A 26114-nucleotide genomic window follows, 5' to 3' on the forward strand; every position below is an offset into this window, starting at 1 on the left:
GCTGCCTCAGAAAAACTTCTGAAGCAGTCCGGACAGGCTGTTTTTTATGTGAAAGGAAGGGGAGAACCGACGCGAAAAAACAAAGGCGCGAATCGTATCCGTCCGAAAAGATCGACCGATCAAATGACCAAAATCCAGACGACAAAAAATGCGGGGCTGAAGATAAAGAAAAGCGACAGACCAGAGAAAGACGGTTTTAAAAGGAAGGAATGACGTCTTTTACGAAGTCCAGCGTTTCCTGCAAAACCTGACTGAACAGAGTCTGAATCTGCTTCAGATCGTCCATAGACCAGTCGGCGAAATGGGATTCGTCGAGCGCGTCCAGATCGAGAACGGCACGGAAGGCGTGATCGACAAATAAGGGAAGCACAAGTTCCGAGCGCGTATCGCCATCGCAGGCAATGTGGCCGGAAAATTCGTGGACGTTATTGACCACGGTGATTTTTCGGGTATCGACGCAATGACCGATGACGCCATGGTGTGGAGCAATCCGCTCGCAGGCCGGCTTGCCCTGAAAGGAACCCAGATCCGCCGTACCGTCATGCATGATCCAGTACAGGCCGGACCAGTTGATGTTTTCATCGCTCCAGTAAATGGCGGCGATCATGTTGTTCAGGCGGCTTAACGGAGCCGTGTCGCCTTCGAAAACGGTTTGAAGCTGCTGCAGAAGAAGTTTCATAATGACCTCTCGATCCCGAAAAGAATCAGGATAAATTGGGATAAGTATACACAAAGAAAGCTAAATCCATAGAAAGAAGATTGAATTCCGCATGCAAGAAGCATTCGAATGGCCGGTTTCGGGAAGAATCTTCTATCTTCTTTCCCTGACCTGTAAACGAAGCGGGACTGCCGGATTTCTAAACGTATTCCATACAGACCTTGCTGAATACAGAACGCCGGACTGGACCGTTTATAAAGCCGGTGTTCGTTGCTTTTTGCCTTTCTTGCGCGCAAACTGAGAAATCGACATCAGAAATATGCAAAATACGGGAGTCAAAACCGGTAGAAAATCGAAATTTCTGATTCACTAGGAGTATGAAAGACAGAACAAATACAAAGCCGTCGATTGCCGGCGCAGACAAAAAAAACGGAAAGAATATCGACCTGAGTAAAGATTCGATATCCGGAAAGGATAACGTTTGCGCAGCCGATCGTTCCTTTGGCTTAAAAACATCCCGGTCCCGTCCCTGGGAAAAGAGTCTGATCGAATGGTTCTGGTTCCTTTTTATTCTGCTTGGAATTTGGACGGCAGCTGCTCTTGTCATGGACAATGCGCTCGTCTGTCCGACCCCCTGGGCGTGTCTGGAACAGATGGTGCTGCAGGTGCAGAAGCCCACTTTTTTACTGAGCGCTTTGTCGACGATCGGCCGGGCGATGGAATCGCTCGTTCTGTCCTTTGCGTTAGGTCTTGCGGCTTCGTTTCTGGGCGCGTTCTGGAAACCGGCCGGCAGTTTTCTCGGAAAGCTGGTTTCGCTCTTTCAGACGGTGCCTAACGTGTGCTACATCATCCTGCTTCTGTTCTGGACCAGCCGGGAGCAGACGGTTATTCTGACCGGCTTTTTCCTGCTCTTTCCGCTGGTGTATCGCGAGTTTTATGAACAGCTCGAATCGCTCAAGAAGCGCTACGCCGAAGTATGGAAAATTTATCCGCAGCCGGCGTGGGTACGGATGTTTGTGATCTGTCTGCCGATGATGAAGCCGGCTTTTCTGAGCGCCCTCAAAAGTGCCTCGTCGCTCGCCTTCAAAGTGTGCGTGACGAGTGAAATTCTGACGGGCCTGCAGCCGGGCATTGGCAAGAGTCTGCAGATGGCGCGCCTCGATCTCAATCCGGCCGGCGTAGTCGGCTGGAGCATCTGGCTGATTCTGATCGTCTTCTGCTTTGAAAAGCTGTGGAACTGGATCGCGGACCGTCTGTTTGGCGACGGATCCGTCCGCTAGAAAACGTAAGAGAAAAAGAAAACAGGCACGTTTTTTGAACCGCCGGCAGCCCGTGGAAAATAAACGTTTGTGCAATACGAACGCTAAATAACGAATACTGAAAGAAAAGATTGAAAGATTGACAGAGAAAACCGCACGCAGAAAAAGGGAAAAAGTCAGCCGTTCGGCTTTGCGTTTCCGCCCCAGAAAGAGACATCTGAGGACAGCATGGATACTGGCCGGAGAGCGTGCGTGAAGAAAAGAAAAAAAAGGAGAGTTTATGACCCGACCCTGTGTGTCTATTCTTGTCCCCGTATACAACGCCGAAAAATACCTGAAGCGATGCCTGGACAGTCTGCTTGAACAGACGATGCCGGATCTGGAAGTCGTTCTGATCAACGATGGCAGTACGGATTCCTCGAAAGAAATCTGTGAAGACTATGCGGAAAAAGACGCGCGCGTTCACGTGTATTCCTTTGAAAACGCCGGCGTCTCCAAAACGAGAAACCGTGCCTTAAAACGCGCAAACGGCGAGTACGTCATGTTTGTGGACAGCGATGATTTTGTCGACAAAAAGATGCTCGAGACGATGGTCAAAGAGGCGAAAAAGCGCAATCTGGACGTGCTGCAGTGCGGGTTTGTCATGGACTTTGGTCCCGTGCCGTTTTATCGCAACCCGTCGGGGCGCAAGGATTTTACGACGCTTGAAGCGGTGCATCATCTCGTGCGGGAGAAGTATCTGAACAACTACCCGTGGGGCAAGCTGTATAAGCGCGAGTGCTTCGATCACGTGCACTTTCCCGAACACCTGCCGGGGTTTGAAGATACGTGCACGATTTTCAAGGCGATTGTCGCCGCAAAAAAGATCGGTACGATTCCCAACCGCTTTTACCATTACTGGACGCACAGCGGATCGCTCACCAACTGTATGGATCTGAGCACCGTCTATCTCATGCGCTACGCCTACAAGTACCAGGAAAAGACGCTGCGCGAATACTTCCCGAACGAAGTGTTCAACTTTGATCCGCTTTACTACAACACGGACATGGTGATCATTTATACCCTGATTCTCTTTTGTCATCGACAGGACGATCCGAAATTCATCCGCTATCTGTTTCAGTGGAAAAACGTGCCGTTTTTCCCGCTCTACTTTCTGGCCTACTACGCCTGGCTTGGTATCGCCTGGATCAAGCTGGGAAGCAAAATCTTTGAAGCCCCGACATCAGAAAAACAGGCGTACTATCAGGATCCGTTTGCGGACTATGACTTTTCTGCGCCGCTTCAAAGCGAAGAAAGCCTCCGGGCAGAAGAAGAGGAAACCGTTTCCGGCAGAGAGGCGCTCGATTCACCTTTATCGTGACGTAAGTATGCGGATCTTGCTACAATAGGGGTTGCGTTCGGAAATCAGAAAAGAGAACCGCGCCTTTTGCATGGTGTAAAATGCGGTCTGGCGCATGGAAAAGGCTCTGTGCAGCTTCTGATTTCGCCTTTATGGAAGGAAAAACTGGATATTCCAGATCGTCTGTTGAAGTGAACGCAGCGGATCGCATGAAAACCGATCCGTTCGATCCTGTATCTCAGACCTGGATCGATCAGAATGAAGAAAAGATAGGAGAAACCTGCATTTATGGCATTTGAATCTCTTTCCGATAAGCTCAGTAAAACCCTGAAGAAAATTACAGGCAAAGGAAAACTGACGGAATCCAACATGAATGACATGCTCAAGGAAGTGCGCATGTCTCTGCTTGAAGCCGACGTAAACTACCAGGTCGTCAAGGACTTCATCGCCAGCATCAAGGAAAAGGCGATGGGTACCGAAGTCATGGAATCGCTCAATCCGGGACAGATGGTTGTCAAGATTGTCCGCGAGGAACTCGTCAACCTGTTAGGTCCGGAAGACGCGAAGCTGATCCTGAATGAAAACGGCATCACCAGCGTGATGATGGTCGGCCTTCAGGGTACCGGTAAAACGACCGCGTCCGCCAAGATCGCCCGTTTTGTGAAAGAAAAACTCAAGAAAAAAGTCCTGCTCGCTGCCTGCGACGTCGTTCGTCCGGCTGCGATTGAACAGCTGAAAACCCTCGGCGCGTCCATTGGCGTCGAAGTCTTCTCGCTCGGCGCCGAAACTCCGGCAGTAGAAACCGCCAGAGCAGCCAAAGCCTATGCCAGCCAGAACGGCTTTGACATGATCATCTTCGATACCGCCGGCCGTCTGCACATCGATGAAGCGCTGATGGAAGAACTCAGCGAGATGAAGCAGGAAATCGAACCGCAGGATATCCTGCTGACGGTCGATGCGATGACCGGTCAGGATATCGTCACGGTAGCTAAGGAATTCAACGAAAAACTCGAAATCACCGGCCTTGTTGTAACGAAGATGGACGGCGACGCACGAGGCGGCGGTCTTCTTTCCGTTCGCTCCATCACGTCCGTACCGGTTCTCTTTGTATCGAGCGGTGAAAAAGTCGACGATCTTGAAGAGTTCCATCCGGATCGTATGGCAGACCGTATCCTCGGCATGGGCGACATGATCTCCCTGATCGAACAGGCACAGGATAAGCTCGATGAAAAAGTGGCGAAGGAATCCGCTGAGCGCATGATGGCCGGTGTCTTCACTTTCAACGACATGCTTGCCCAGTACGATCAGATTTCCCGCCTTGGATCGCTTTCCGGCGTTCTTGGCAAAATCCCAGGCATGGGCAAGATGGGCGCGAAGCTCGATGACGACAAGGTCAACAACCAGATCCTGCACTTCAAGGCCATGATCCAGTCCATGACCCCGTGGGAAAGAGAACATCCCGACTGCATTAAGAGCAGCCGCAAGATTCGTATCGCCCGCGGTTCCGGCATGAAAGTTGCCGACGTCAACAAGCTGATCGAACAGCAGAAGCAGATGTCGAGCCTTTCCAAGATGATGTCTTCCGGCATGGGCGGCCTCAACCCGTTTGCGGCGATGCGCCGCGGCGGCGGAATGCCCGGCGCTTCCAAACACGCGGGAAGCAAAAAAGTGAAGAAATCCAAGAAGAAAAAGAAAAAATAAAAATAAGCAAATACGAAAAAAAGCTCCCGTCGAAGAGATGCGCGAAAAAAAACAGACGTACAGTTCGAAAAGGGAGCTTTTTGCATGGAGGGCTGTTCCTGCTTTTTCAAACAGATCCATGCGAGAATGGCCAATACCATCCCAAAACAGACACTTTGCCTGCGCGCATTCTGAAATACCGGTTTCTTTTCCTTCTGTATTTTGCGGCGTAAGGAAAGCCGATACAATTTCTCCATATTCTCCATATAAGGGAGAAGCAAAAACGGAAAACCAGGAGAAGAAACTGCTTCATGGCGACTATACTCTGGAGCAGAAAGTCGAAATCGCAAAGTGGCGCATTGAACATGACCGGGATTATCACGCAGCCGCCAGAAAGTCTGGCTGTACGTTTTCCATGGTTTACCGCCTGAGGTTTACCGCCTGACGCGCATCGCGCACCCAGGGCTATGAAGTACTGGACAGATCATGAAAAAAGAGCAGGCAGATCCGGACTGGATTTTGTAAAAGCCGTACAGGATTCTGTTTCCAATAATACCTGGCAAATACGAAAAAACGAAGCATAAAAGCATAAAAGAAGACGAGGAGAAGACGATGAAGAAAACCCGAATCATTCGCTGGCTGCGCAAGACGTTCATGTACATGCTGCCAAGACGAAACGTACCGTCCATTCAGAATCTGGCCAGACGCTTTGAAGAAGAACTGGCGGATCGGACCTTCATTTATTCATTTAATGAAGTGGACGCGAATGGAAAGCGCAATGGGAAGTCCTTTTCGGCGCCGGTTGAATTTGAACGGTCCGGCTTCTGCCATCTCTTTTCCATCGGCTCGATCGTCAAAAATCAGCTGAGCGATCTGAGCGAATTTTCCGGCATCCGCGGCTGGAACAACATCCAGAACGGAAAGATCACGTTCGCAAAACTGGCTAAAAGCTGTCCGGAAGAGTTTCAGTACTATAAGCACGAATACGAAATGATCGAACAGATGATCGAAACGGCCAAAAATCCGCAGGCGGTCCTTTTCGATCCGTCCAAGGCGGGCAGCACAAAGCTGCAGGCCAAAGTGATTCTGTATCGCATTTACGGGGACGAAACGGTCCATATCGGTCTCGATGAAGGAAAGGACGGCTGGTTTGTGCGCAGCTATTTCATTCGAAGCAACGACCGGGACCGGGCGTATCCGACCAAATACATCGCAAAAATGACGCCTCTCGATGTGAAAGTACGTGTCAAGCATTAATGCTTGACGGCTCATTCTGATGTGGTATTCTAATCAGGCAAAAACACGAAAGGAAACATTAATCATGGTAAAACTGCGTTTAAGAAGAATGGGTAAGAAAGGACAGCCTTTCTACCGTATTGTTGCTGCGGATTCCAGAAGCCCGCGTGACGGCCGTTTCATCGAAGAAATCGGCACATATAACCCAATTAAGAAAGATGCTCCGGTTGTGCTCAACCACGAAGCTGCTCTCAAATGGCTCCAGGCTGGCGCTCAGCCTTCCGATACGGTTCGCAGCATTCTTTCCCGCGAAGGCGTAATGAAAGCCTTCCACGAATCCAAACTCGGAAAGTAAGACAATGATTGATCTGGAAAAAACCCTGTATGATCTGTGTGAACCACTGACAGATCACCCGCAGGCTCTGTCGGTCAAAACCATGGCTTCGGCCAGCGACAAGGAAATCCTGTTGTATGTATATGCCGACGACAAGGATATTGCCAGACTGATCGGCCGCAAAGGCGTTATCGCCGGCGCTCTGCGCTCCATGATGTCCGCAGCGGCACGCTCGATCCACAAGCGCATTCTTGTGAAGTTCGAAGCCTATTAATAAAGACCAGAAAGCTGCAGGAAACCCTGCAGCTTTTTTCAAAGGAGAAACACGATGATTCGAATCGCAAAGATTATCAATACCCGCGGCCTGAAAGGGGAATGCAAGGTCATGCTCTTCACCGATCAGGAAGACGTGCGGTTTGCGAAAGGCAACACCCTCTACCTGGCCGATCATACGAAGCTGACCGTCGATAATTATTCGGTCTACAAAGGCTTTGGCTATGTTCGCTTCAAGGAAATCACGACCATTGAACAGGCGGAAAAGCTGAAAAACCAGACGCTGTATCTGCCCGAAGAAGAACTCGGCGAACTCGAAGAAGGCGAATACTACTACCACCAGCTTAACGGCTGCGATGTGTATACAACGGAAGGCGAACTGACCGGAAAGGTTACCGACATTCTTGAAACCGGCGCCAATCTGGTGCTTCGCGTTACCGATCCCAAAGACAGGAAGAAAAGCTACCTGCTTCCATTTGTCGAAGCCTTCGTGCGCACGGTGGATCCCGAAGAAAAGAAAATTGTGATTGAAGATATGGAAGGGCTCCGATGAAAATTTCGATTCTTACTCTGTTTCCAGAATATTTTGAAGGGATGATGAAGACGTCCATCCTTTCGCGTGCCATCGACAAAGGTCTGATTGAAGTCGAACTCGTCAACTTCCGCGACTTTACCCAGTCCAAACACGGTCACGTGGACGATACGCCCTATGGCGGAGGCGCGGGGATGGTGCTCATGTGCCAGCCGGTCCTCGATGCCCTCGAATCGGTACGCACACCGAACAGCGTCGTCGCACTTTTAAGTCCGCAGGGAAGCCGCTTTTCGCACGAAAAAGCGCTCGAGCTTTCCAAACTGGAGCATCTGATTCTTATTTGCGGCCATTACGAAGGCTTTGATGAGCGCATCCGTGCGCACGCCGATATTCAGCTTTCCCTCGGCGATTTTGTACTGACAGGCGGCGAACCGGCTGCGGCAGCAATGTGCGATGCCATTTTCCGTCTGGTGGACGGAGTGATCAAAAAGGATTCGAGCAGCGACGATTCCTTTTATAACGGTCTTCTCGAATACCCCCAGTACACCAAACCGGCTGTTTACGACGGACAGGAAGTTCCGGAAGTTCTCCTTTCCGGTCATCATGCCAACATCCAGAAATGGCGCCGGCAGCAGGCGCTCAAAAATACGCTGCTCCATCGGCCGGATCTGCTCGAAAAGGCGGATCTGTCCCGTCAGGACTGGATTTATCTCGAAGATCTCAAGGAAGAACTGCGCACCGCGGCTTCTGAAAATGAAACAGAAGCCGACGCAAAGGCAGCGGATGCAGCCGACGGGATCGATACCGTTGCAGAAGCAAACAGCAATGACTGATCCGGGATCGCTCCTGCCGATCGGTTTACAGAATTCAGGGATTTATACGTTTTAAAAAGAAGGCCTTCGCTCGATCGGAAAGCGAAGGCTTTTGTGCGTGCGCCCGTTGGAAAACCTGACTCGCTTCGGTGTCTGAAGATGCGGGCGCTTTCATCTTCTTAAGATGAAAGCTATAAAAATGAGGATAGTCTGCGCCCTTAACAAACGCTTTGGAAAGAGAGGGCCGTCATCGTATGCTCTCTTTGCGCTTAGTGTAAAAATCGTTAAGATAAGCGTATGAGTTCAAATCCGACCAGCATGAATAAGAAAAATCCAAAGAAGAGCGGATCGCGTTCCGCTTCTTCTTCCTCTATATCCAAACCGAAACCCAAGGCGGCCTCTGCCTCTTCCAGATCGGCAAATACAGCCCGATCCGCAAAGACAGCCCGGACGAACGCTTCAAAAACCAGATCCGCTGCGCCCAAAAAGCCGCAGCCCGCTGGAAAGAAGTCCCGGAAAAAGGCACCGAAACGCCGTCTTCGCCGCGATCGAGTGGCCATCCTGGGTCTGTGTACAGTCCTCCTGATTGGCGGCGGCATTTACGGTCTGGCCCGTTTTAACGTGTTTTCCCGTCTGCAGGACGCCATTTCCACAAATCGGACTGCAAGCCCGAATGCAGCCCGTCATGACGATATCGTTGCCGGCATCAAGACGATGAACGCGCTCGATACCGTCGACAACGTCTCCATTCTTTCCGATGACGAACTGCGCGACTGCTTCTTTTCTTCAGAAATCGATGACAGGATCAGCGAACGCTTAAAGAAGATGGGCTATACCGATCAGATCCCGCTCGAAGATCTGCGCTATGTGCGGGTGCTTTTTTATGATTTTGAAGGCAAAGCCAAAGTCGGCGAAATTGTCGTCAATAAGGAGATTGCCGAAAAGACCGAAAACGTCTTCTACGATCTGTATACCCACCGCTATCCGATTCAGAAAATGATCCTGCCGGACGCCTACGGCACCCGCATTTCCGAATCCTTCTCCGATAACAACACCGTCGGCCTCTGTTTTGGTCTTGGCGAAGACAGCCGCGGCGACGTGCACGAGATGGGCTATGCGATCGACCTGAACCCGCTCTATAACCCGCTGATCAAGGATAACGGATCAAGTCTGAGCGTCTTCCCGATGGAAGGACAGCTGTATCTCGACCGTACGATCAACGGCGACCATTATATTTACGCTGATGACTATGCGGTTACGGCGTTCGTGAAGGAAGGCTTCGTCTGGAAAGGCGATGTCGCCGGCATGAATGACTACAAGCACTTTGAATACCCGCACGCTTCCACAACCCGCAAGCAGGTCAGTTCGCAGGAAAGCGAAAATACTGAAGCCGAAAACGCGCAGGTCGAAGAGCCGATTGTAAACGAAGAGCCGGTGGAAGAAACGCCGGATGTCGTAGAAGATCCCGGCTATGTCGATCCGGGAATCCAGGACCCAGGCTACGTCGATCCTGGCTATGATGACGGCTCGAATATCTATGACCCAGGCGTCGCTGATCCGCAGCCGGAAGAACCGCAGCCCGAAGAGCCGGTTATCCCCGATATTCCGCCAGAAGCCTGATCTTTGAAGAAAGCGTAATTTTATAAAAAGCAGAAAACGAAACCGTTCTGCACGCCTTTTGATCGCTTTGCTTCCAGGGATTTACAAAACCAATGACTTAACGGTCAGATCTGGCACTCTAAAAGCAGCAGATCCCCGTCACGCTTAACGATTTTCTCTCAGGGAAATGGATGCGTACCAGGACGGGGCCTTTCTATGTCTGGAGGGCCGCTTAAACCGCCTGCCCGACGATCTGGAAAGACAGGAGAATCACGGCTTTTTCTGCAAATTTTCCCGGACACAGAAATAGAAAATATTTGCCTGTCCCGGTGCAAAATGATAAACTTTCAACGATTCTGCGGATTCCGCTGACAGATACCATGGTTATGAATCTTCAAAAGGCAGAAGCGTGTATAAAAGGAGAACGAAATGAATCTTAACCTCGTTAACGAAGTGGCTAAGAACCAGCTTCGCAATGACATCCCGGAATTCCGTTCCGGATCCACTGTACGTGTTCACGTTCGCATCAAAGAAGGCGAAAAGAGCCGTATCCAGGTATTTGAAGGTGTAGTTACCGAACGCAAAGGCGGAGGAATCGGCGAAACATTCACTGTTCGTAAGATTTCCAACGGTGTAGGCGTTGAGCGTAAATTCCCGCTCCACTCCCCAATCATCGACAAGATCGAAGTTGTTCGTCACGGTAAAGTACGTCGTAACAAACTGCGTTACCTCAGAAACCGCTCCGGTAAGTCCGCTCGTCTTAAAGAAGTACGTCGCTAAAAACAAAAGCCCGAGATTTGAAAATCTCGGGTTTTCTTTCGCTTTTCCAGACGAATTCGGGAAAAGATTCTGTCTGCGGCCTTGTGCGGCTTTGTGTATTCGTCCGTCCTATATTGCCTTCTCGATTTGAGGAGGCTAGACTTCGAAGGACATCCCGTCATGAGCAAGTTCAAAGCGCGTGCCGGCAATCCGCTGTTCAATGGTCTGCAGATCCGATTCACTCCACTCCGGATTTTTGTGGATGAGCAGAATTTTCTCACATGGAGAATCCTTTAAGCCGTCCATTAAGCCTTCCAGAGAGGAATGCGGCTTGGCGGGATTGTCGCAGATGTCCCAGCACTCATGCAGAAGAACTTTTCCCGGACGGCCCTTCCAGTCTTCGGGATTGAATTTCGTATCGGTGGCATAGATCAGGCGGTCGTTGACCGTGATTTCATACGAAGGTGCGGAGTGCACCTGCGGGCGCAGCTTGATGTCGGTCTGGCCGATCTGAAAGTGTTCGGAAGGAAAGTCTTCGATGATCACCTGATCCGCGAAGCGATCGAGCGGACGGGAGAAAAACGGAAAACGAATCAGATCGTGCAGAAACTCGGACGTGGTCTGCGCGTACGCCAGTTTTCCTGGTCCCATCAGCCGCAGCGTCTTGCCTTTGAGATACGGAAGCAGATAAATCAGACCGTTGAGATGATCGAGATGATAGTGGGAGAAAAGAATGGTCAGCGTATCGTATTTCTTTAGAAGCTCCCTGTGCTGCGCCAGGTTGGCAGCGCCGGTTCCGGCGTCTAATAAAATGAGATTCGACTGATCTTCGATCAGAAAACAGCTGGTTTGTTCCGCACCAGGAATCCAGCCGGCGCAGCCTAAAACAGTAACGTTCATACACGCTCTCCTTGCGCAGGCGAGTATCGCCTGTCTGTTTGTATTATCGTCATTTCAAAATGCGCGGTCGACGCGTTTTTTCCGTTCTCGACAGGGATGTATAGAAAACGGGGAAGAGCGCCTTTTGATTTTTGCGCTTTTCTGCTTTTTTTAAGGTTTAGCCGCTATAGTGGAACCTGTACATCCGACAGCGAGTGGGCTTTTTGGCCTCACATTGGACGCGCAAAAAATCTGTTTATAATAAGAGAGTCTCTTTTCGCAGTCTGTACAGGCGAATTCAGAGAAAAAAGTCAGAACGATACAAAATGACGGACGCGGCATATAAGGCCGCCGGTCCTGTATCGATTCGAACGTTTATACCCGAACCCGAACCGTCCGCAGAAGACGGAGATTAGAAATTGGAGAATCAGTATGGCTAGAAAAAAGAAACAGTATCAGTACGAAGATAACCGCACCCTGCTTGACGACATTCTGGATTTCGTCAAAGTGTTTGTGATCAGTGCCATTGTCATCATGCTGTTTGTAAACTTTATCGCACACCCCGTAACCGTTGTCGGCCACTCCATGGACCCGACGCTGCAGGATGGCGAATATGGATTTACCAGCGTGATTTCCCCGATGGTTTCGGATCCGCAGCGCGGCGATATCGTTGTGGTCAACCAGAAAAATGAAGACGGTGAGACCGAGCGCTGGGTTAAGCGTGTCATCGGCCTGCCGGGCGAAACCGTTGAAGCCAAAAACGGTGACGTTTACATTGACGGTGTAAAGCTCGATGAGAGCGCCTATCTGAAGCAGGACTTTATCGACAGCGCTCTGGCTTCCTATAAAGCCGAACACAACCAGCAGGACTACGGACCTTTCACCTTTGATTTTGGTCCCATAACGCTGGGCGAAGACGAGTACTGGGTCATGGGAGACAACCGTATGAAATCCATGGACTCCCGTTCGCCGGATGTCGGCCCGATCACACGCGATGAAATTTTCGGAACCGGCGTTCTCGTCCTGTTCCCGTTCAACAAACTGGGGGTTAAATAATGCCTTCTTCAATTATTCAGTGGTTTCCTGGACATATGGCCAAAGCGCGCCGCCAGATGGAGGAAAACCTGAAGAAAGTGGATTTCATCATCGAAATCCGCGATGCGCGCATGCCGTTTTCTTCGGCCAACCCGCTGCTCGAAGAGCTGGCGGGAAACAAGCCGCGTCTTGTCCTTCTGTCCAAGATGGACAAAGCCGATCCGGTGCAGACGAAAGCCTGGATTGAAGCGCTGCAGAGCGATCATGTCTCCGCCATGGCGGTTGATCTGATTAAAGGCGGCTTTCGCAACAAGATCATTTCCAGAAGTCTCGAACTCAATAAGGCGCTGATTGAAAAGCAGAAAAAGCGCGGCATTCGTCCGCGGGCTCTGCGCGCCATGGTCGTCGGCATTCCTAACGTCGGCAAGTCCACCTTTATTAACGGACTCGCCGGCCGCAAAGCTGCCGTTACCGGAGACCGTCCCGGTGTCACCAAATCTCTGCAGTGGATCAAAGCCGGCAGCGATCTGGAAGTTCTTGATACGCCAGGCGTACTCTGGCCAAAATTTGACGATCCGCACAGCGGCCTGATTCTGGCCGCGTTAGGATCGATCAAGGACGATGTCGTGCACATGGACGATGTGGCTCTCTATTGCGCCGGATTCCTGTGCGAACACAATCCCGAAGCGCTGCTCAAGACGTATTCGCTCGATCGCATCGAAGAGACGCCGTGGGAAACGCTCGAAGCGGCCGCCCGCAAAAAAGGCTGGCTTCAGAGAGGATCCGTGGATGAAAACCGTACCATGCGCACCTTCATTCAGGACATCCGTTCCGGCAAGCTTGGCCGCATTACGTGGGAACTGCCGCCTCAAAAGGAAAGCGCGGACCAGACCTCTGTCTCGGATTCTTCCGAAGAAAAGGCAGAAGACGCTTCCAAACCAGCCAGTTCGGCAGAATAGGACAGTCGAGGTCCTTGTCATTTATGAAGCATCCAATGGAAGAAGAGCTCTGGGGCCAGTATCGATACATTCTTGGCATGGATGAAGCCGGCCGGGGCCCGCTTTGCGGACCGGCAGTCGTTGCTGGCGTGATTTTTGAGCCGGGCTATGTCAACGAAGCGATCAACGACTCCAAAAAGCTTTCGGAAAAGAAACGCGAAGCGCTGTTCGCGCAGATCGTCCAGGACGCAAAAGCCTACTGGATTGTTCTCGTTTCGGAGCAGACGATCGATACGCTCAATATTTACCGCGCCTGTCAGCAGGCCATGGAACAGATTGCAGAAAAATCGCAGGCGGACTTTGTGCTGAGCGATGCGATGCCGCTTAGAAACTGCGATCATCACGAAGCCGTCATCAAGGGCGATACAAAATCGATTTCGATTGCGGCTGCCAGCATTCTTGCCAAAGTGACCCGCGATCATTACATGCTTGGGCTCGATGAAGCGTATCCCTGGTACGGACTCAAATCCCATAAGGGCTATCCGACGAAAAAGCATCTGGAAGCCATCGAACAGTATGGCGTGACCGACTTTTACCGTAAAAGCTTTGGTCCCGTCGCCCGCATTTTAGAAAAACAGGAACGTCTCACGTTATTCTGAGGCGTTTTTTTCATGGACAGGCGAATGCCGCAATTTGTCTCTTTACTGAAAATGAAATATCCTTCATCCTGTCGAATGTACGAATTGAAGAAATGACTAGTTTTGTGTTTTTAAATGGACGATTCAGACGCCTGTTCTAGTTTTGGAAGTAGTCGAATTACGGTTAAAACGTGAGCCGGCTTGAATGAGCTCGTGATACTTTCCTATCGGAAGTGGACAGGATCTCAATTCAGAACGCAAGAAAAGCAATTGCCAGATCGTCTGTGAAAAAATGAGCATTCTGTATGGAAATTTCCCATCGCAGGCTTTGAAAAATGACGTTTGGGGCGGAATCTGTTTTCATACTCTACAGGTTCCATCCGCAAAAGGACGCGCCTTAATCCGTGATCGACTCCAAAGTGCAGGAAGGCATTTGTTTTGAAACGGAATTACACTTGTCAGGAAAAGGAATTGAAACTCGCGGAATCTGATGTTAGAACTATGAACGTTTCAATAAACAGCACTCCCCTGCCGGGAAGGTGCAGACCGCTCGTCCAGAATGGCGAGTTCCGGCTGCAGGTTCCTCCCGAAATTTACCCCGAAGCCGCATGGAGTGCTTAGAGAAAGGAAGGCATTCCAATTTGAAAAAGAAACTTGTTATTGTCGAATCGCCGTCCAAGGCAAAGACAATTGAAAAATATTTAGGAGACAGCTATAAAGTTGTGTCCTCCAAAGGTCATATCTGCGATCTCGCGACCTCCGGCAAAGGCGGTCTGGGAATCGATATCGAACACGACTTCAAACCGACCTACCGCATTTCCAAGGAAAAGAAGGAAGTCGTAAAAGAACTGAAAAATCTCGCGTCGAAATCCGACGGTGTCATTCTGGCAAGCGACCCGGACCGTGAAGGAGAAGCCATCGCCTGGCATCTGGCGAGAGAACTTGGTCTTTCGACGGATGACAACAACCGCGTCACCTTTCATGAAATTACCAAGCCGGTCGTAACGCAGGCCATTCAGGATCCGCACCAGATCGACATGAACCTGGTGCGCTCGCAGGAAGCCCGCCGTATTCTCGACCGCATTATCGGATTCAAGCTGTCCAAACTGCTCCAGAACAAGATCCAGTCCAAATCCGCCGGACGCGTTCAGTCCGTTGCCCTGCGCCTGATCGTGGAGCGCGAAGAAGAAATCCGCAAATTCGTTGCGGAAGAATACTGGACGATCGAAGCCAAAGTCAAAAAAGGCAACTCGACGTTCGAAGCGTCGCTGACCAAAGTCGACGGCAAGAAAGCCGAAATCAAAAACGAACAGGAAGCTAACGCGATTCTCGAGCGGGCCAAATCCATCCCCTTTACCGTAAAGAGCGTGAGCACCCGCAAGAAAAGCAAAGCGCCAAAGCTCCCGTTTACGACGTCGACTCTCCAGCAGGAGTCGTCCACAAAGCTCGGCTACGGCGCCAAGAAGACGATGAACATCGCCCAGAAGCTGTATGAAGGTGTGGACCTCGGCGGAACGACCACCGGTCTGATTTCCTACATGCGTACCGACTCCACCCGTCTTTCTCCGCTGTTCGTAACCGATGCGGAAAACTACATCGACCGCGAATACGGTTCCGACTACAAAGGCACCGCGCACCAGAAAAACTCCACAAACGCGCAGGACGCTCACGAAGCCATCCGTCCAACGGACATCACCCAGACGCCGGACAAGGTTCGTCCGTATCTGACCAACGAACAGTACCGTCTGTACTCGCTCATTTACGCAAGAACGCTGGCTTCTCTGATGGCCGATGCACAGTTCAATGTGACCAGCGTCAAGTTCGAAGCCGACGGCTGCGAATTCAGCGCCAGCGGCCAGACGATGCTGTTCGACGGTTACACGAAGGTGTATTCCAAATACGAAAAGCAGACCAACAGCCTGCTGCCGGTCATGAAACCGGGCGAAGTGATGAACCGCGTCGAAATTTTGTCCAGCCAGCACTTCACCGAACCGCCTGCACGCTATACCGAAGCCAGACTGATCAAGACGCTCGAAGAAAAGAGCATCGGCCGTCCGTCGACGTACGCTTCGATTATCGATACCCTGCAAAACCGCAGCTACGTTACACTGGAACCGAGCAGCGAAGGCTCGAAGACCAAAGTCTTCCGTCCGACCGAACAGGGCGAACTGACCAACTCCAAGCTTCAGGAATTTTTCCGCAAGATCATTAACGTCCAGTACACCGCGGACATGGAAAAGAACCTGGACATTATTGCCGAAGGCCAGGAAGACTACGTGGAATTCCTGAAGGAGTTTTACGATGACTTCGAACCGCTCGTGGAAAAAGCCTACGAGAAGATGCCGAAGAAGGAACTTGAAAAAGTCGGCCGCGCCTGCCCGGACTGCGGAGGCGATCTCGTCTACCGCAACGGCCGCTACGGCAAGTTCATTTCCTGCATCAACTACCCGACGTGCAAATATACCGAAAACGCGGATCCCGTTTTAAACGAACTCGCGAAAACCGAAAAGATCTGCCCGGAATGCGGCAGCCACATGCAGATCAAGAAAGGCCGCTTCGGTCCGTTCTGGGCGTGCACCCGCTATCCGGAATGCAAGCACATTGAACCGCTGAAGGAAAAAGCCAAACCGAAGCCGACCGGCGAAATGTGTCCGGAATGCGGCAGCCCGCTTGTTGAACGCATCAGCCGCTACGGAAAACCGTTCGTCGGCTGCTCCAACTATCCAAAGTGCCGCTACATTAAAAAGACGCCAAAAGCCGCAAAAGACGTCGATCCGGCCCAGAGTGCTGCGGAAGACGCTGCGGTGGATGCGGCCGTTGAAGCCGCTGCCGAAGCGGCAGCGGAACAGAGCGCCGTGGCTTCCATGTCTGGAGAAAACAGCTGATGAGCGAGACGAAAGTAACCGTCATCGGCGGCGGACTGGCCGGCTGTGAAGCCGCCTGGCAGCTTGCAAACCGTTCGATTGACGTCACGCTGTATGAAATGCGGCCGATTGCCTATCCGCCTGCATTCCATACAGACGGATTTGCGGAACTTGTCTGCTCCAATTCGCTGCGCTCCGATTCGCTCAACAACGCAGTCGGCGTAATGAAAGAAGAAATGCGCCGGCTCAATTCGCTGATTCTCAAGGCAGCCGACGAAAGCCGCGTGCCCGCCGGCTCTGCACTGGCCGTCGATCGCGAGCGTTTCTCGCAGATCGTGACCGAGACGATTGAAAATCATCCAAATATTACGGTTGCACGTCAGGAAGTCACCGAAATTCCGGAAGGACCGGTCATCATTGCAGCCGGCCCGCTCTGCTCGGACAAGCTGGCGGATCAGATTCTAGAGCTGACCGGCATCGACAGCATGCATTTCTTTGATGCCGCCGCACCGATTGTCGAAAAAGATTCGATCGACTTTTCCAAGGCGTATTTCAAAAGCCGCTACGATCGCGGCGAAGCTTCCTATATTAACTGCGCGATGAATGCGGAAGAATATGACCGCTTTTATCACGCGCTGATCGAAGCGGAATGCGCGAAACTGCACGATTTTGAAAAAGATCCCAAAGTGTTCGAAGGCTGCATGCCGGTCGAAGAAATGGCACGAAGAGGCTATCAGACGCTGCTCTTTGGTCCGCTCAAGCCGGTCGGTCTCGAACGGGAAGGGGAACGCCCTGTAGCGGTTGTTCAGCTCCGCCAGGACAACCTTTCGGGTTCTCTCTATAACATCGTCGGCTTCCAGACGCATCTTACCTGGCCCGAACAGAGACGGGTGTTCCGGATGATCCCCGGTCTGGAAAACGCGGTCTTCAGCCGCTATGGCGTCATGCATCGAAACTCGTTTTTAAAGGCTCCGCTTCTGCTCGATGAGCAGTATCGCCTGAAAAGCCGCCCGGATGTGTTCTTTGCGGGACAGATCGCCGGTGTCGAAGGCTATGTGGAAAGCGCCGCGTCCGGACTGGTGGCCGGCATCGCAATGGCCAGACAGCTCAAAGGCGAAGAACCAGTTCTCTTTGGCCGCCAGACGGCTATCGGGTCACAGGCCTACTATATTTCCCATGCCGATCCGAAGCATTTCCAGCCGATGAACGCCAACTTCGGCATCTTTGAACTGACCGAAAAGGTTAAGAAAAAAGAGCGCAAGGAAAAGCTTGCTGCCAATGCGCTGGCTCGAATTGACGAAGTGGCCGCTCTGGTCAATGCGGATCAGCCCGCAAAGGAAAATGGATCGGCCGACGACTCAAAATAGAAACGGCCGAAAAAAGAAACAAGAACGAGAAGCAAGAATCAGACGTAAGAACCAGACGCAAGAACTAGAAGTAAGAACCAGAAATAAGAACATAAAATTCCAATAGAAAAGGGGCGGCAGAAAATGGATACAGTCAAAAACAGAACGGAGGATTCCGTTTCGGCCGCACCTCTTCAGCCTACGGGTTTAGAAAATGAAAAAATGGATGAACGCATTCAGGCGTTCATCCGTTTTCAGTATTACGCCAACTCGCGCTCTGACGCATCGAGCCAGGCGTATTTGCACGATCTGGGTCAGTTTCAGGACTGGCTGAACCGGCATCACTTAAGCGACCTGCAGGCCGACCGGCTGGCCATTCTCGAATTTCTGGCGGATCTGCGCCAGAGTCCGCAAAACGAAATGCTTTCCAATTCGACAATGTGCCGCAAGCTCAGCACGCTGCGCTCCTACTATCACTGGATGCTTGAAAGCGGCCGCATGGAGCAGGTACCTATTGAAGGCATTCACGGCTTCAAGAAAGAAAAGAGTCTTCCGGAATTTCTGTTTGTCGAAGAAGTCCGGGAATTTCTCAGCGGCTTTGATCTGTCCAATCCGCTTGAGTTTCGCGATCAGGTACTGTTTTCGCTGATGTACGCGTGCGGTCTTCGTGTGTCGGAAGCGTGTTCGCTGATGTGGGAGCAGATCCGTCTGGATCAGCGCGTACTGGTCATTGTCGGCAAGGGAAAGAAGGAGCGTGTGGTTCCCATTGCCAAATGGCTCATACCGCTGCTTTTGAAATATCGAGCGCAGTCTGCGGGGAAGGGACTTCTGTTTTATAACAAGAACGGAAAGCCGCTGACGCCTCGCGGCGTGCAGTACCGTATGCAGAGCCACGCGGATCGCATCGGCATGAACATGAACGTTCATCCGCACATGCTTCGCCATTCGTTTGCCACCCATCTGCTCGACGGCGGGGCCAATCTGCGCGTCGTCCAGGAACTGCTTGGACACTCTTCACTGTCGACGACGCAGGTGTATACGCACGTTTCCACAGAGAAACTGCAGAAAATCTGCGAGAAAGCTTTTGAAGACTTCATGGTCGACGAGAAGACGTCCTGATTTTTCACGTTCTGTCTTCGTACAAAATTTTGTCTTCGTACGAATTTCTTTCTTAGTACTTCAGGACTTCAGGCTTCCGTAATGACTGTATTCGGCTTTGCGGAAGCTTTTTGTTTTCTGGAGAAAACAGAAGTTTTTTCGTCGAAAAAAAGGAATTCGGACTGGACTCCAGCTGCAGCACGCCGGTGAAATCCGGCTTTCGCGCTTTACGTATGAACTTTTCGGACGGTAAGTGTCTCAATCCTTGAGATCTGAAAAGGGCTTTGCTATAATGCTCATTGCGGTTTTAACCGCGGATTACATTACACACACCCTGAATTCGGATGCCCGTGCATGGAAATGTTGCATCCCTTTGAAAGGGTGGAGGACTAACGGAAAGGACAAACTATGTCAAACATTGTATCCATGAAGAAGATGCTGGAGAGCGGTGTTCACTTCGGACACCAGACCCGCAAATGGAACCCAAAAATGAAACCGTATATCTATACGTCCAGAAACGGGCTCTACATCATCGACCTCAACAAAACTCTTGAACAGGTAGAAAATGCCTACAACGAACTGAAAGCCATCTCCGAACGCGGAGGAAAAGTTCTCTTTGTTTCCACAAAGAAACAGGCTGCTGAAATCATCGAAGAACAGGCTCTTCGCTCTGGTTCCTTCTATGTAAACAAACGCTGGCTGGGCGGTCTGCTCACCAATTTCCGCACCATCCAGAAACGTATCAAACGTCTGGTTGAAATCGAAGAAATGGAAGCCAGCGGAAAACTCGAAGTTTACACGAAGAAAGAACAGGCTCAGATCCTGAAAGAAAAAGCGAAACTCGAATCTTCCCTTGGCGGTATCAAGGAAATGAAAAAACTTCCGGATGCCATCGTTATCGTTGACCCGAAGGAAGAACACATCGCTGTACTCGAAGCTAAAAAACTGGGTATCCCTGTATTCGCTCTGCTCGACACCAACTGCGATCCAGAAGATGCAGATTTCCCAATCGCTTCCAACGACGATGCAATTCGCTCCATTAAACTGCTCACAACCATTCTTGCAGACGCTATCGTAGACGCAAAAGGCGGCCTGCTTGAAATCGCATACCTCGACAATCCTGAAGAAGATGTCAACATGGAAGACGTTGTCCGCAATGTTGAAGCTCAGATTGCTGAAAACGAAAGACGCCGTAAAGCCCGTATTGAAGAGCGTCGTAAAAGAAATATGGAACGCCGCAATGCTGGCAAGCGTCCTTACGGCAACCGTCCGGGCTACAGAGGTTCAAGAGACGGCCAGGGCCCAAGAGGACCAAGACCAGAAGCTAAAGCTGAAGCAAAAACAGAAGAAAAAACTGCTGAAAATACAGCCGCTTAGTCGGACAGAAAGAGGACTGAACTATGGCTATTACTGCTAAACAGGTAAAAGAACTCCGCGAAAAAACCGGCGCGGGCATGATGGACTGCAAAAAAGCCCTGACTGAAACCGACGGTGATATGGAAAAAGCCATTGACTGGCTGCGTGAGAACGGTATTGCAAAAAGCACAAAGAAAGCTGGCCGCGTTGCTGCTGAAGGTCTGACCCGCGTAGCAACAGACGGAAATACCGCGGTCATCTTTGAAGTAAACTCCGAAACTGACTTCGTTTCCAAAAACGATCAGTTCCTCGAACTGCTCAACACCATCCAGGGTGTTCTGCTCGAAAAGAAACCGGCTACTGTAGAAGAAGCCCTCGAGATCGTTACGCCTTCCGGCACCATCAACGACCTGATCGTTTCCGCTACAGCAACCATCGGTGAAAAAATCACTCTGCGTCGTCTCGTTATCGTTGAGAAGACAGACGATCAGATCTTCGGCGCTTACATGCACAACAAAGGCGCTATCTCCGCTCTTGCAGTAATGAGCGGCGGAAGCGAAGAAGTAGCGAAGAACATCGCTATGCAGATTGCTTCCATGCGTCCAAGCTACATCAGCCAGGCTGACGTACCAGCTGACGTACTCGCTCACGAAGAAGAAGTTCAGAGAAAGATCATCGCAGAAGATCCGAAACTGCAGGGCAAACCTGAAAAGATGATTGCCGGCATCCTCAAAGGAAAAGTCAGCAAGCACTTCCAGGATGAATGCCTCCTCGATCAGGAATTCTTCCTCGACTCCAAGAAGAAAGTTAACCAGTATCTCAAAGAGAATGGTGCTTCCGTTGCTGAATTCATCCGCTTCCAGGTTGGTGAAGGCATCGAAAAGAAAGAAGAAGATTTCGCTGCTGAAGTTGCTGCCCAGATGGCAGCTGCGAAGTAGTCGATCGCTTCCAGTTTCAAATCTATCCTGAATCAAAAAGAACCCGCGCAAGCGGGTTTTCTTTTTGAAACGAAGGATTTCTCTGGTGAAAAAGAAAATCGCCAATCTTCCATAAATCTTTTAAAATGTTCACATTTTGCGGACGCAAAATGGATAGATGTAAATCATATTTCAAAAGACGGCGGAATCGAAACGGTTTCTGCCTGTCTTTCTAGACAGAACGGACATTTTGAACAGGAGCCGATCGCATGCAATTTCTTGCATTTCGTGCGCCGGCCTGATAAAAATGTTTAGTCTTATTAACTTGAAAGCAATATACGTGTTTGATCCTTACAGGATGTTCAAATTCGTTAAGCCATAGAACAAACACGGGAGGAACGTATGATCGACAAGATAAAGGCTCTGCTGATTAAATATAAAGAACTCATTCGCTATGCGTTCTGGGGCGTATTTGCGACCGCGACCAATATTCTCGTCTACCATATCAGCTACGATCAGATGCACATTTCCAATACCGCCAGTAACATTCTTGCCTGGATTGCGGCGGTTCTGGTGGCGTACATCACGAACAAGCTGTTCGTCTTCAATTCCCGTCATCAGGGATGGAAGCGGGATATCCGTGAATTCGTTTCCTTTGCGGGATTTCGCTTCGTTTCCGAAATTTTCGATTTGGCGATCATGTATTTCGCGGTCGATATGATGAACTGGCCGGCACTGTTCTGGAAAGTCATCGCCAATATCATCATCATCGCCCTCAACTACTTTTTCTCCAAAACCATTATTTTCAAGAAGAGCTAGATTTCTGGATGCCTCAGGGCATCCTTTTTTTTATCCCCCTTCAGAAGGAAAGTACGCAGAACTGCGGCATAAAGAAACACAATACGAAGAAGCCTGGTCAGAACATGCGCTGTCTGAAGGACCGCCAGAACTCGTAAAGACAAGTGGGCCCATACGATCGATTCCCTTGGACCAAACGTTTGAAATGGAAAATCGGTTAATGCACAGCGCGGACAATTACCGGCACTTTGTTGATTTCTCAGGGGTGCAACGCTACATATATAAGTAGAGCCCTTACATTTTTTGAGCTTCGATTAAAGAGAGGTAATTGAAAATGAAAAACGCAAAGCGGTTTTTTGAGGTTTGCCAGCAGCAGATGGCAAAATCTCTGGAGCAGGAAGAGGCGATCGATCAGGCTGCAGAAATGATTGCTGAATCCATGGCCGACGGCGGCGTGCTCCACGTGTTTGGCGGCGGTCATTCCCAGATGTTTGGCGAAGAGCTGTGCTACCGCACCGGCTGTCTGGTTCCGGTCAATGCTATTCTGGTTCCGCAGTATGCCATCTATCCCGATATTCGTCTATGCCAGATTATGGAACGTCTGGAAAACACGGCGGATAAATGTCTGGAAGGCTTTGTGACCAAGCCTCAGGACATCATGCTCATCGTATCCATTTCCGGACGCAACCCGGCAGGAATCGATATGGCGATTGCTGCGCATAAGAAAGGCATGAAAGTCATCGCCCTGACGTCTCTGGACTATACGAACAAATACGCTTCCCGCCACTCCTCCGGCCTGAAACTGAAAGATGTCAGCGATCTCGTTCTGGATGCCTGCGGCATTGAAGGCGATGCCGTTCTGGAAGACGAGCGTCTGCCCGAAGGCGTACGTTTTGCTTCGCCCTCGACCATTGTCGGCATGCACCTTCTGATCGGTATCATGGCGGAAGTCGTTGACCGTCTGCTCGATCGCGGCGTGGATCCGGAAATCTGGGTATCCGGCAATGTGGATCATGGCGACGAATGGAACAGCAAGTATCTCGAGAAATATCGCGGACGCATCGATATTCTCTAAAACACCGTATTTCAGAATATCGACCTGAAAGTCTTAAGGTTTTGAGGATCGACGAAATCCGGTTGCCCCCGGCTTCTGGCTGTCCTTCAAACGGATCATTCCATAGACTTCAAGATTTCTGACGCAGAGCCCCTATTTAACCGGGGCTCTGCGTCTTTTCTGTATCGGAAAAGGAAGCGGAAGAGGTGTGGAAAAAGGGAGCGGCCGGCTTGTTTTCCAGAATGGAAAACGGGCGGATCGAACCGAACAACGCCCGCAAAAATGACGCAGGAAAAAGGGAAGAATCGTTGTGAAATCGTACAAAACTGTCATAAATGCGAAGAATTATGGAAAGAAAACACCTGAACGGATTGACAGGAAGCGATTACAAAAATGTACGGGCTTACATTAATGCGAGGATGAAGACCGGCTTTACAGATTGTGGTAAATTCTTCCTTATGAGAAAAAGGATCAGTCAAATTCAGGAAAGTGACGGCCAATGGCCGAGGCCGATGGCCCTTACAAACGCTTTCCTTCACATAAAAAATAAGAGTACAGATGACGTACAGGCTTCCTCTTCCATGGATGAGTGGATCATGATCGCGGGATCCGGTCTTCTTTTCCTGCCCTTTGAATACGCGACGGCAATACTGGCCGTTGTCGTTCTGATCGCGGCGTGTAAAGGAAAACTGATATCCTCAATTGCAAGACAGCCTGGCGCTTTCTGGATTTATACGTTCGCATCCCTTCAGATGCTTTCCTCGCTGGCCAGCGGAAACGGCATGGGCGTTCTCAATTCCGCGGGAACGTTTATCATCGCCATGAGCGTGGCGCTGATCTGCCCGATACTCAATCCGAGGACGCTGAAAATCGGCATGCAGGCGACCGGCGTTCTTTCGTGCCTGGCTGCGCTTGGCGGTTTCGCGGAGTTCAGCCATCTCGTGGGCATCCATCAGATGAGTCTGCTGGACGGCCTCATGCAGATGCCGGAATTCGCGCGTATTCGCCTGACGTTTTATAACCCGAACCTGTATGCGGCTATGGCCGTTTTCTTCCTGGCGATCTGTCTGTATCTGTTTCTGGATACGAAAAAAGCCGAAGGCAAGCTGTTCTGGGCAGGTGCCTCCATCCTGAACTTATGTGCCCTGTATCTGACGGGCAGCCGCATGGCGCTCGCTCCGGCCGTACTCTTCGTTCCGGTTTACCTGTTCTTTAAAAAGAGTAAAAAGCCGTTCTGGATCAGCATCGTTCTGCTAGGCGTTCTCGGCGTTCTGGTTCTTCTCTTCCCGCATCTGATTCCGCGGCTTGGCGAGATGAAATCCGTCGATGCCCGCATCGGAATCTGGCAGGGCGCGATCGAAGGCATTTCGCAGAACTGGCTTTTTGGCGGCGGTCCGCAGTATTACGACATGATCTGGCGCCAGCTGATGACACCGCCCGCGCCGCACGCCCATAATCTGATCCTCGATCTTCTTCTCAATTCCGGACTGGTCGGCACGCTCGTTATCTGCGTCTATGCCAGCAATGTGTTCAAGGCTGCCTGGGATATGAAAGGCAACGCCGATCTTCCGTATTATCGTCCGCTCGTTCTCTGCCTCACTGGCGCTGTCCTGATTGAAGGCCTTGCGGACTGCACTGTTAACTTTCCGGCACCAGCTCTCGTTCTGCTTACTGTTATGAGTCTGCCGGTTTACCAGAGTCAGGAACAGAGCGCACCGGCCTTTACCGCCGTATCCGTTCCTGTCCGTCCGGTCTATACCGCTCCGATTTCCGCTTCCGCCAGCCGCTACACCTACAGCAAGATGCTTCCTGCTGTCTCGCAGCCGGTGCAGGCGGTCAGTCCTTCCAGCCCGGTCAAACCGTATCCATATTCGTCCATACGAACCGGGCCGCCGGGATCCTGACATAGATAACCTGGATGGAGAAAACCGGACAGACAAATATTTACTGATCCTGAATCCTTTACGTTTCCAGCCGCTTTTAAAGGGCTGGATTTTTTGTCTGGAAAGACAGCAGCCCCTAGCTCTACTGGTGCTGTTAAGGACCGCGAATTCCCCGGTTCGATAGGCTGGAAACGGGGAGGGATTTTCCGAAAGACAAAACGAAAAAAATTTGCCCAAGGCTGGAATTTACTATTTCAATTTTCTAATTCCGGCTTACGAGAATAAAATGCTTGACCAGAAGGGGAGATCTCTGATTAAATAAGAAAGCTGTTTGCGCAAGGAAACAGCGCTTGAAATCAACTCGTGAAAATATTTTAAAAATTCACAAATAATGCTTGCATCGCTTCGATGCCCGTGTTATTATAGTTGAGCGCTGAGGTGAATTGCTTCTCTCAGTCGTCAAATCACCTTTAGATATCGAAGAAAACAGCTTAAGTGAAAATCATGAAAAAATTCACAAATAGTTGTTGACAGAGATTTCTGCAGATGATATGATAAACAAGCCTTGTGAGAGACATTGATCTTCTCACAAACAGATGGCTCTTTGAAAACTTTACAGACAGATCAAGAAATTCGAAATACACAACGTCGATTCTTAAAATCACAATAAGTACTCGAACAATCATTTATTCACGAAACATAAACGCATAAGCGTTTGAGTCAATATCAAATGGAGAGTTTGATCCTGGCTCAGGATGAACGCTGGCGGCATGCCTAATACATGCAAGTCGAACGGATATCTTCGGATATCAGTGGCGAACGGGTGA

General features: G+C 50.5%; 25 protein-coding genes and 1 rRNA gene. 24 read left to right on the forward strand and 2 right to left on the reverse strand.

The window, feature by feature from the left end:
• Nucleotides 1–196: 196 nt before the first annotated feature.
• The gene (locus Afil_RS04590) at nucleotides 197–733 is read right to left on the reverse strand and encodes a GAF domain-containing protein (RefSeq protein ID WP_353887464.1); all 537 of its coding nucleotides are present in this window, start codon (nucleotides 731–733) and stop codon (nucleotides 197–199) included.
• Between the two features lie 302 nt (nucleotides 734–1035).
• On the opposite strand from Afil_RS04590, the gene Afil_RS04595 reads away from it, so the two are divergent.
• From Afil_RS04595 to rplS, 12 genes are all read left to right on the forward strand, one after another.
• Nucleotides 1036–1938, forward strand: coding sequence for an ABC transporter permease (locus Afil_RS04595; RefSeq protein WP_230267341.1), 903 nt, complete (start codon nucleotides 1036–1038; stop codon nucleotides 1936–1938).
• A 259-nt stretch (nucleotides 1939–2197) separates the two neighbouring features.
• The gene (locus Afil_RS04600; RefSeq protein WP_230267342.1) at nucleotides 2198–3277 is read left to right on the forward strand and encodes a glycosyltransferase family 2 protein; all 1080 of its coding nucleotides are present in this window, start codon (nucleotides 2198–2200) and stop codon (nucleotides 3275–3277) included.
• 131 nt (nucleotides 3278–3408) lie between these two features.
• Nucleotides 3409–3555 (forward strand): hypothetical protein, encoded by a 147-nt coding sequence (locus tag Afil_RS04605; RefSeq protein WP_230267343.1) that lies wholly within the window; start codon nucleotides 3409–3411, stop codon nucleotides 3553–3555.
• A complete protein-coding gene (gene ffh, locus Afil_RS04610) occupies nucleotides 3545–4957 on the forward strand; it encodes a signal recognition particle protein (protein WP_230267344.1) in 1413 nt (470 codons plus the stop codon). The genes Afil_RS04605 and ffh overlap by 11 nt, the downstream gene beginning before the upstream one ends.
• A 118-nt stretch (nucleotides 4958–5075) precedes the next feature.
• Nucleotides 5076–5381 (forward strand): hypothetical protein, encoded by a 306-nt coding sequence (locus tag Afil_RS04615; protein WP_230267345.1) that lies wholly within the window; start codon nucleotides 5076–5078, stop codon nucleotides 5379–5381.
• A 167-nt stretch (nucleotides 5382–5548) separates the two neighbouring features.
• The gene (locus Afil_RS04620) at nucleotides 5549–6193 is read left to right on the forward strand and encodes a PBECR4 domain-containing protein (RefSeq protein ID WP_230267346.1); all 645 of its coding nucleotides are present in this window, start codon (nucleotides 5549–5551) and stop codon (nucleotides 6191–6193) included.
• A gap of 61 nt (nucleotides 6194–6254) precedes the next feature.
• Nucleotides 6255–6527 carry a 30S ribosomal protein S16 gene (gene rpsP, locus Afil_RS04625; protein ID WP_230267367.1) on the forward strand — a complete coding sequence of 91 codons (273 nt, stop codon included), beginning with the start codon at nucleotides 6255–6257 and terminating at the stop codon, nucleotides 6525–6527.
• Between the two features lie 4 nt (nucleotides 6528–6531).
• Complete coding sequence (locus Afil_RS04630) at nucleotides 6532–6780, forward strand: KH domain-containing protein (RefSeq protein ID WP_230267347.1); 249 nt, start codon at nucleotides 6532–6534, stop codon at nucleotides 6778–6780.
• A 54-nt stretch (nucleotides 6781–6834) separates the two neighbouring features.
• Entirely contained in the window at nucleotides 6835–7332 is a 498-nt protein-coding gene (gene rimM, locus Afil_RS04635; RefSeq protein ID WP_230267348.1) for a ribosome maturation factor RimM, read from the forward strand.
• Entirely contained in the window at nucleotides 7329–8144 is an 816-nt protein-coding gene (gene trmD / locus Afil_RS04640; protein WP_230267349.1) for a tRNA (guanosine(37)-N1)-methyltransferase TrmD, read from the forward strand. The genes rimM and trmD overlap by 4 nt, the downstream gene beginning before the upstream one ends.
• Before the next feature lie 276 nt (nucleotides 8145–8420).
• On the forward strand, nucleotides 8421–9743 hold the full coding sequence (locus tag Afil_RS04645) for a M15 family metallopeptidase (RefSeq protein ID WP_230267350.1): 1323 nt from the start codon (nucleotides 8421–8423) through the stop codon (nucleotides 9741–9743).
• 408 nt (nucleotides 9744–10151) lie between these two features.
• Nucleotides 10152–10502 carry a 50S ribosomal protein L19 gene (rplS, locus tag Afil_RS04650; RefSeq protein ID WP_230267351.1) on the forward strand — a complete coding sequence of 117 codons (351 nt, stop codon included), beginning with the start codon at nucleotides 10152–10154 and terminating at the stop codon, nucleotides 10500–10502.
• A 135-nt stretch (nucleotides 10503–10637) separates the two neighbouring features.
• Here the strand turns inward: rplS and Afil_RS04655 are convergent, their stop codons facing one another.
• Nucleotides 10638–11381 (reverse strand): MBL fold metallo-hydrolase, encoded by a 744-nt coding sequence (locus Afil_RS04655; RefSeq protein WP_230267352.1) that lies wholly within the window; start codon nucleotides 11379–11381, stop codon nucleotides 10638–10640.
• 411 nt (nucleotides 11382–11792) lie between these two features.
• Between Afil_RS04655 and lepB the strand changes: the two genes are divergently transcribed.
• The 12 genes from lepB to Afil_RS04715 form a co-directional block, all read left to right on the forward strand.
• Entirely contained in the window at nucleotides 11793–12416 is a 624-nt protein-coding gene (lepB, locus tag Afil_RS04660; protein WP_230267353.1) for a signal peptidase I, read from the forward strand.
• The gene (ylqF, locus tag Afil_RS04665; protein WP_230267354.1) at nucleotides 12416–13354 is read left to right on the forward strand and encodes a ribosome biogenesis GTPase YlqF; all 939 of its coding nucleotides are present in this window, start codon (nucleotides 12416–12418) and stop codon (nucleotides 13352–13354) included. The genes lepB and ylqF overlap by 1 nt, the downstream gene beginning before the upstream one ends.
• A 23-nt stretch (nucleotides 13355–13377) precedes the next feature.
• On the forward strand, nucleotides 13378–13992 hold the full coding sequence (rnhB, locus tag Afil_RS04670) for a ribonuclease HII (RefSeq protein WP_230267355.1): 615 nt from the start codon (nucleotides 13378–13380) through the stop codon (nucleotides 13990–13992).
• A gap of 620 nt (nucleotides 13993–14612) precedes the next feature.
• On the forward strand, nucleotides 14613–16856 hold the full coding sequence (gene topA, locus Afil_RS04675; protein ID WP_230267356.1) for a type I DNA topoisomerase: 2244 nt from the start codon (nucleotides 14613–14615) through the stop codon (nucleotides 16854–16856).
• Nucleotides 16856–18202: a methylenetetrahydrofolate--tRNA-(uracil(54)-C(5))-methyltransferase (FADH(2)-oxidizing) TrmFO gene (gene trmFO / locus Afil_RS04680; RefSeq protein ID WP_230267357.1), complete on the forward strand. Its 1347-nt coding sequence runs from the start codon at nucleotides 16856–16858 to the stop codon at nucleotides 18200–18202. The genes topA and trmFO overlap by 1 nt, the downstream gene beginning before the upstream one ends.
• A 201-nt stretch (nucleotides 18203–18403) precedes the next feature.
• Nucleotides 18404–19300, forward strand: a complete 897-nt coding sequence (locus Afil_RS04685) for a tyrosine-type recombinase/integrase (RefSeq protein WP_230267358.1) — start codon at nucleotides 18404–18406, stop codon at nucleotides 19298–19300.
• Between the two features lie 387 nt (nucleotides 19301–19687).
• Nucleotides 19688–20656: a 30S ribosomal protein S2 gene (gene rpsB, locus Afil_RS04690; RefSeq protein ID WP_230267359.1), complete on the forward strand. Its 969-nt coding sequence runs from the start codon at nucleotides 19688–19690 to the stop codon at nucleotides 20654–20656.
• A gap of 23 nt (nucleotides 20657–20679) precedes the next feature.
• On the forward strand, nucleotides 20680–21573 hold the full coding sequence (gene tsf / locus Afil_RS04695; protein WP_230267360.1) for a translation elongation factor Ts: 894 nt from the start codon (nucleotides 20680–20682) through the stop codon (nucleotides 21571–21573).
• A gap of 381 nt (nucleotides 21574–21954) precedes the next feature.
• The gene (locus Afil_RS04700) at nucleotides 21955–22371 is read left to right on the forward strand and encodes a GtrA family protein (RefSeq protein WP_230267361.1); all 417 of its coding nucleotides are present in this window, start codon (nucleotides 21955–21957) and stop codon (nucleotides 22369–22371) included.
• A 313-nt stretch (nucleotides 22372–22684) separates the two neighbouring features.
• Complete coding sequence (locus Afil_RS04705) at nucleotides 22685–23425, forward strand: sugar isomerase domain-containing protein (RefSeq protein WP_255658219.1); 741 nt, start codon at nucleotides 22685–22687, stop codon at nucleotides 23423–23425.
• 491 nt (nucleotides 23426–23916) lie between these two features.
• Complete coding sequence (locus tag Afil_RS04710; protein ID WP_230267365.1) at nucleotides 23917–25308, forward strand: O-antigen ligase family protein; 1392 nt, start codon at nucleotides 23917–23919, stop codon at nucleotides 25306–25308.
• A 706-nt stretch (nucleotides 25309–26014) separates the two neighbouring features.
• A 16S ribosomal RNA gene (locus tag Afil_RS04715) occupies nucleotides 26015–26114 on the forward strand; the annotation flags it as partial.

This window comes from Allobaculum fili, from assembly GCF_020969955.1.
GTDB lineage: Bacteria > Bacillota_I > Bacilli_A > Erysipelotrichales > Erysipelotrichaceae > Allobaculum > Allobaculum fili.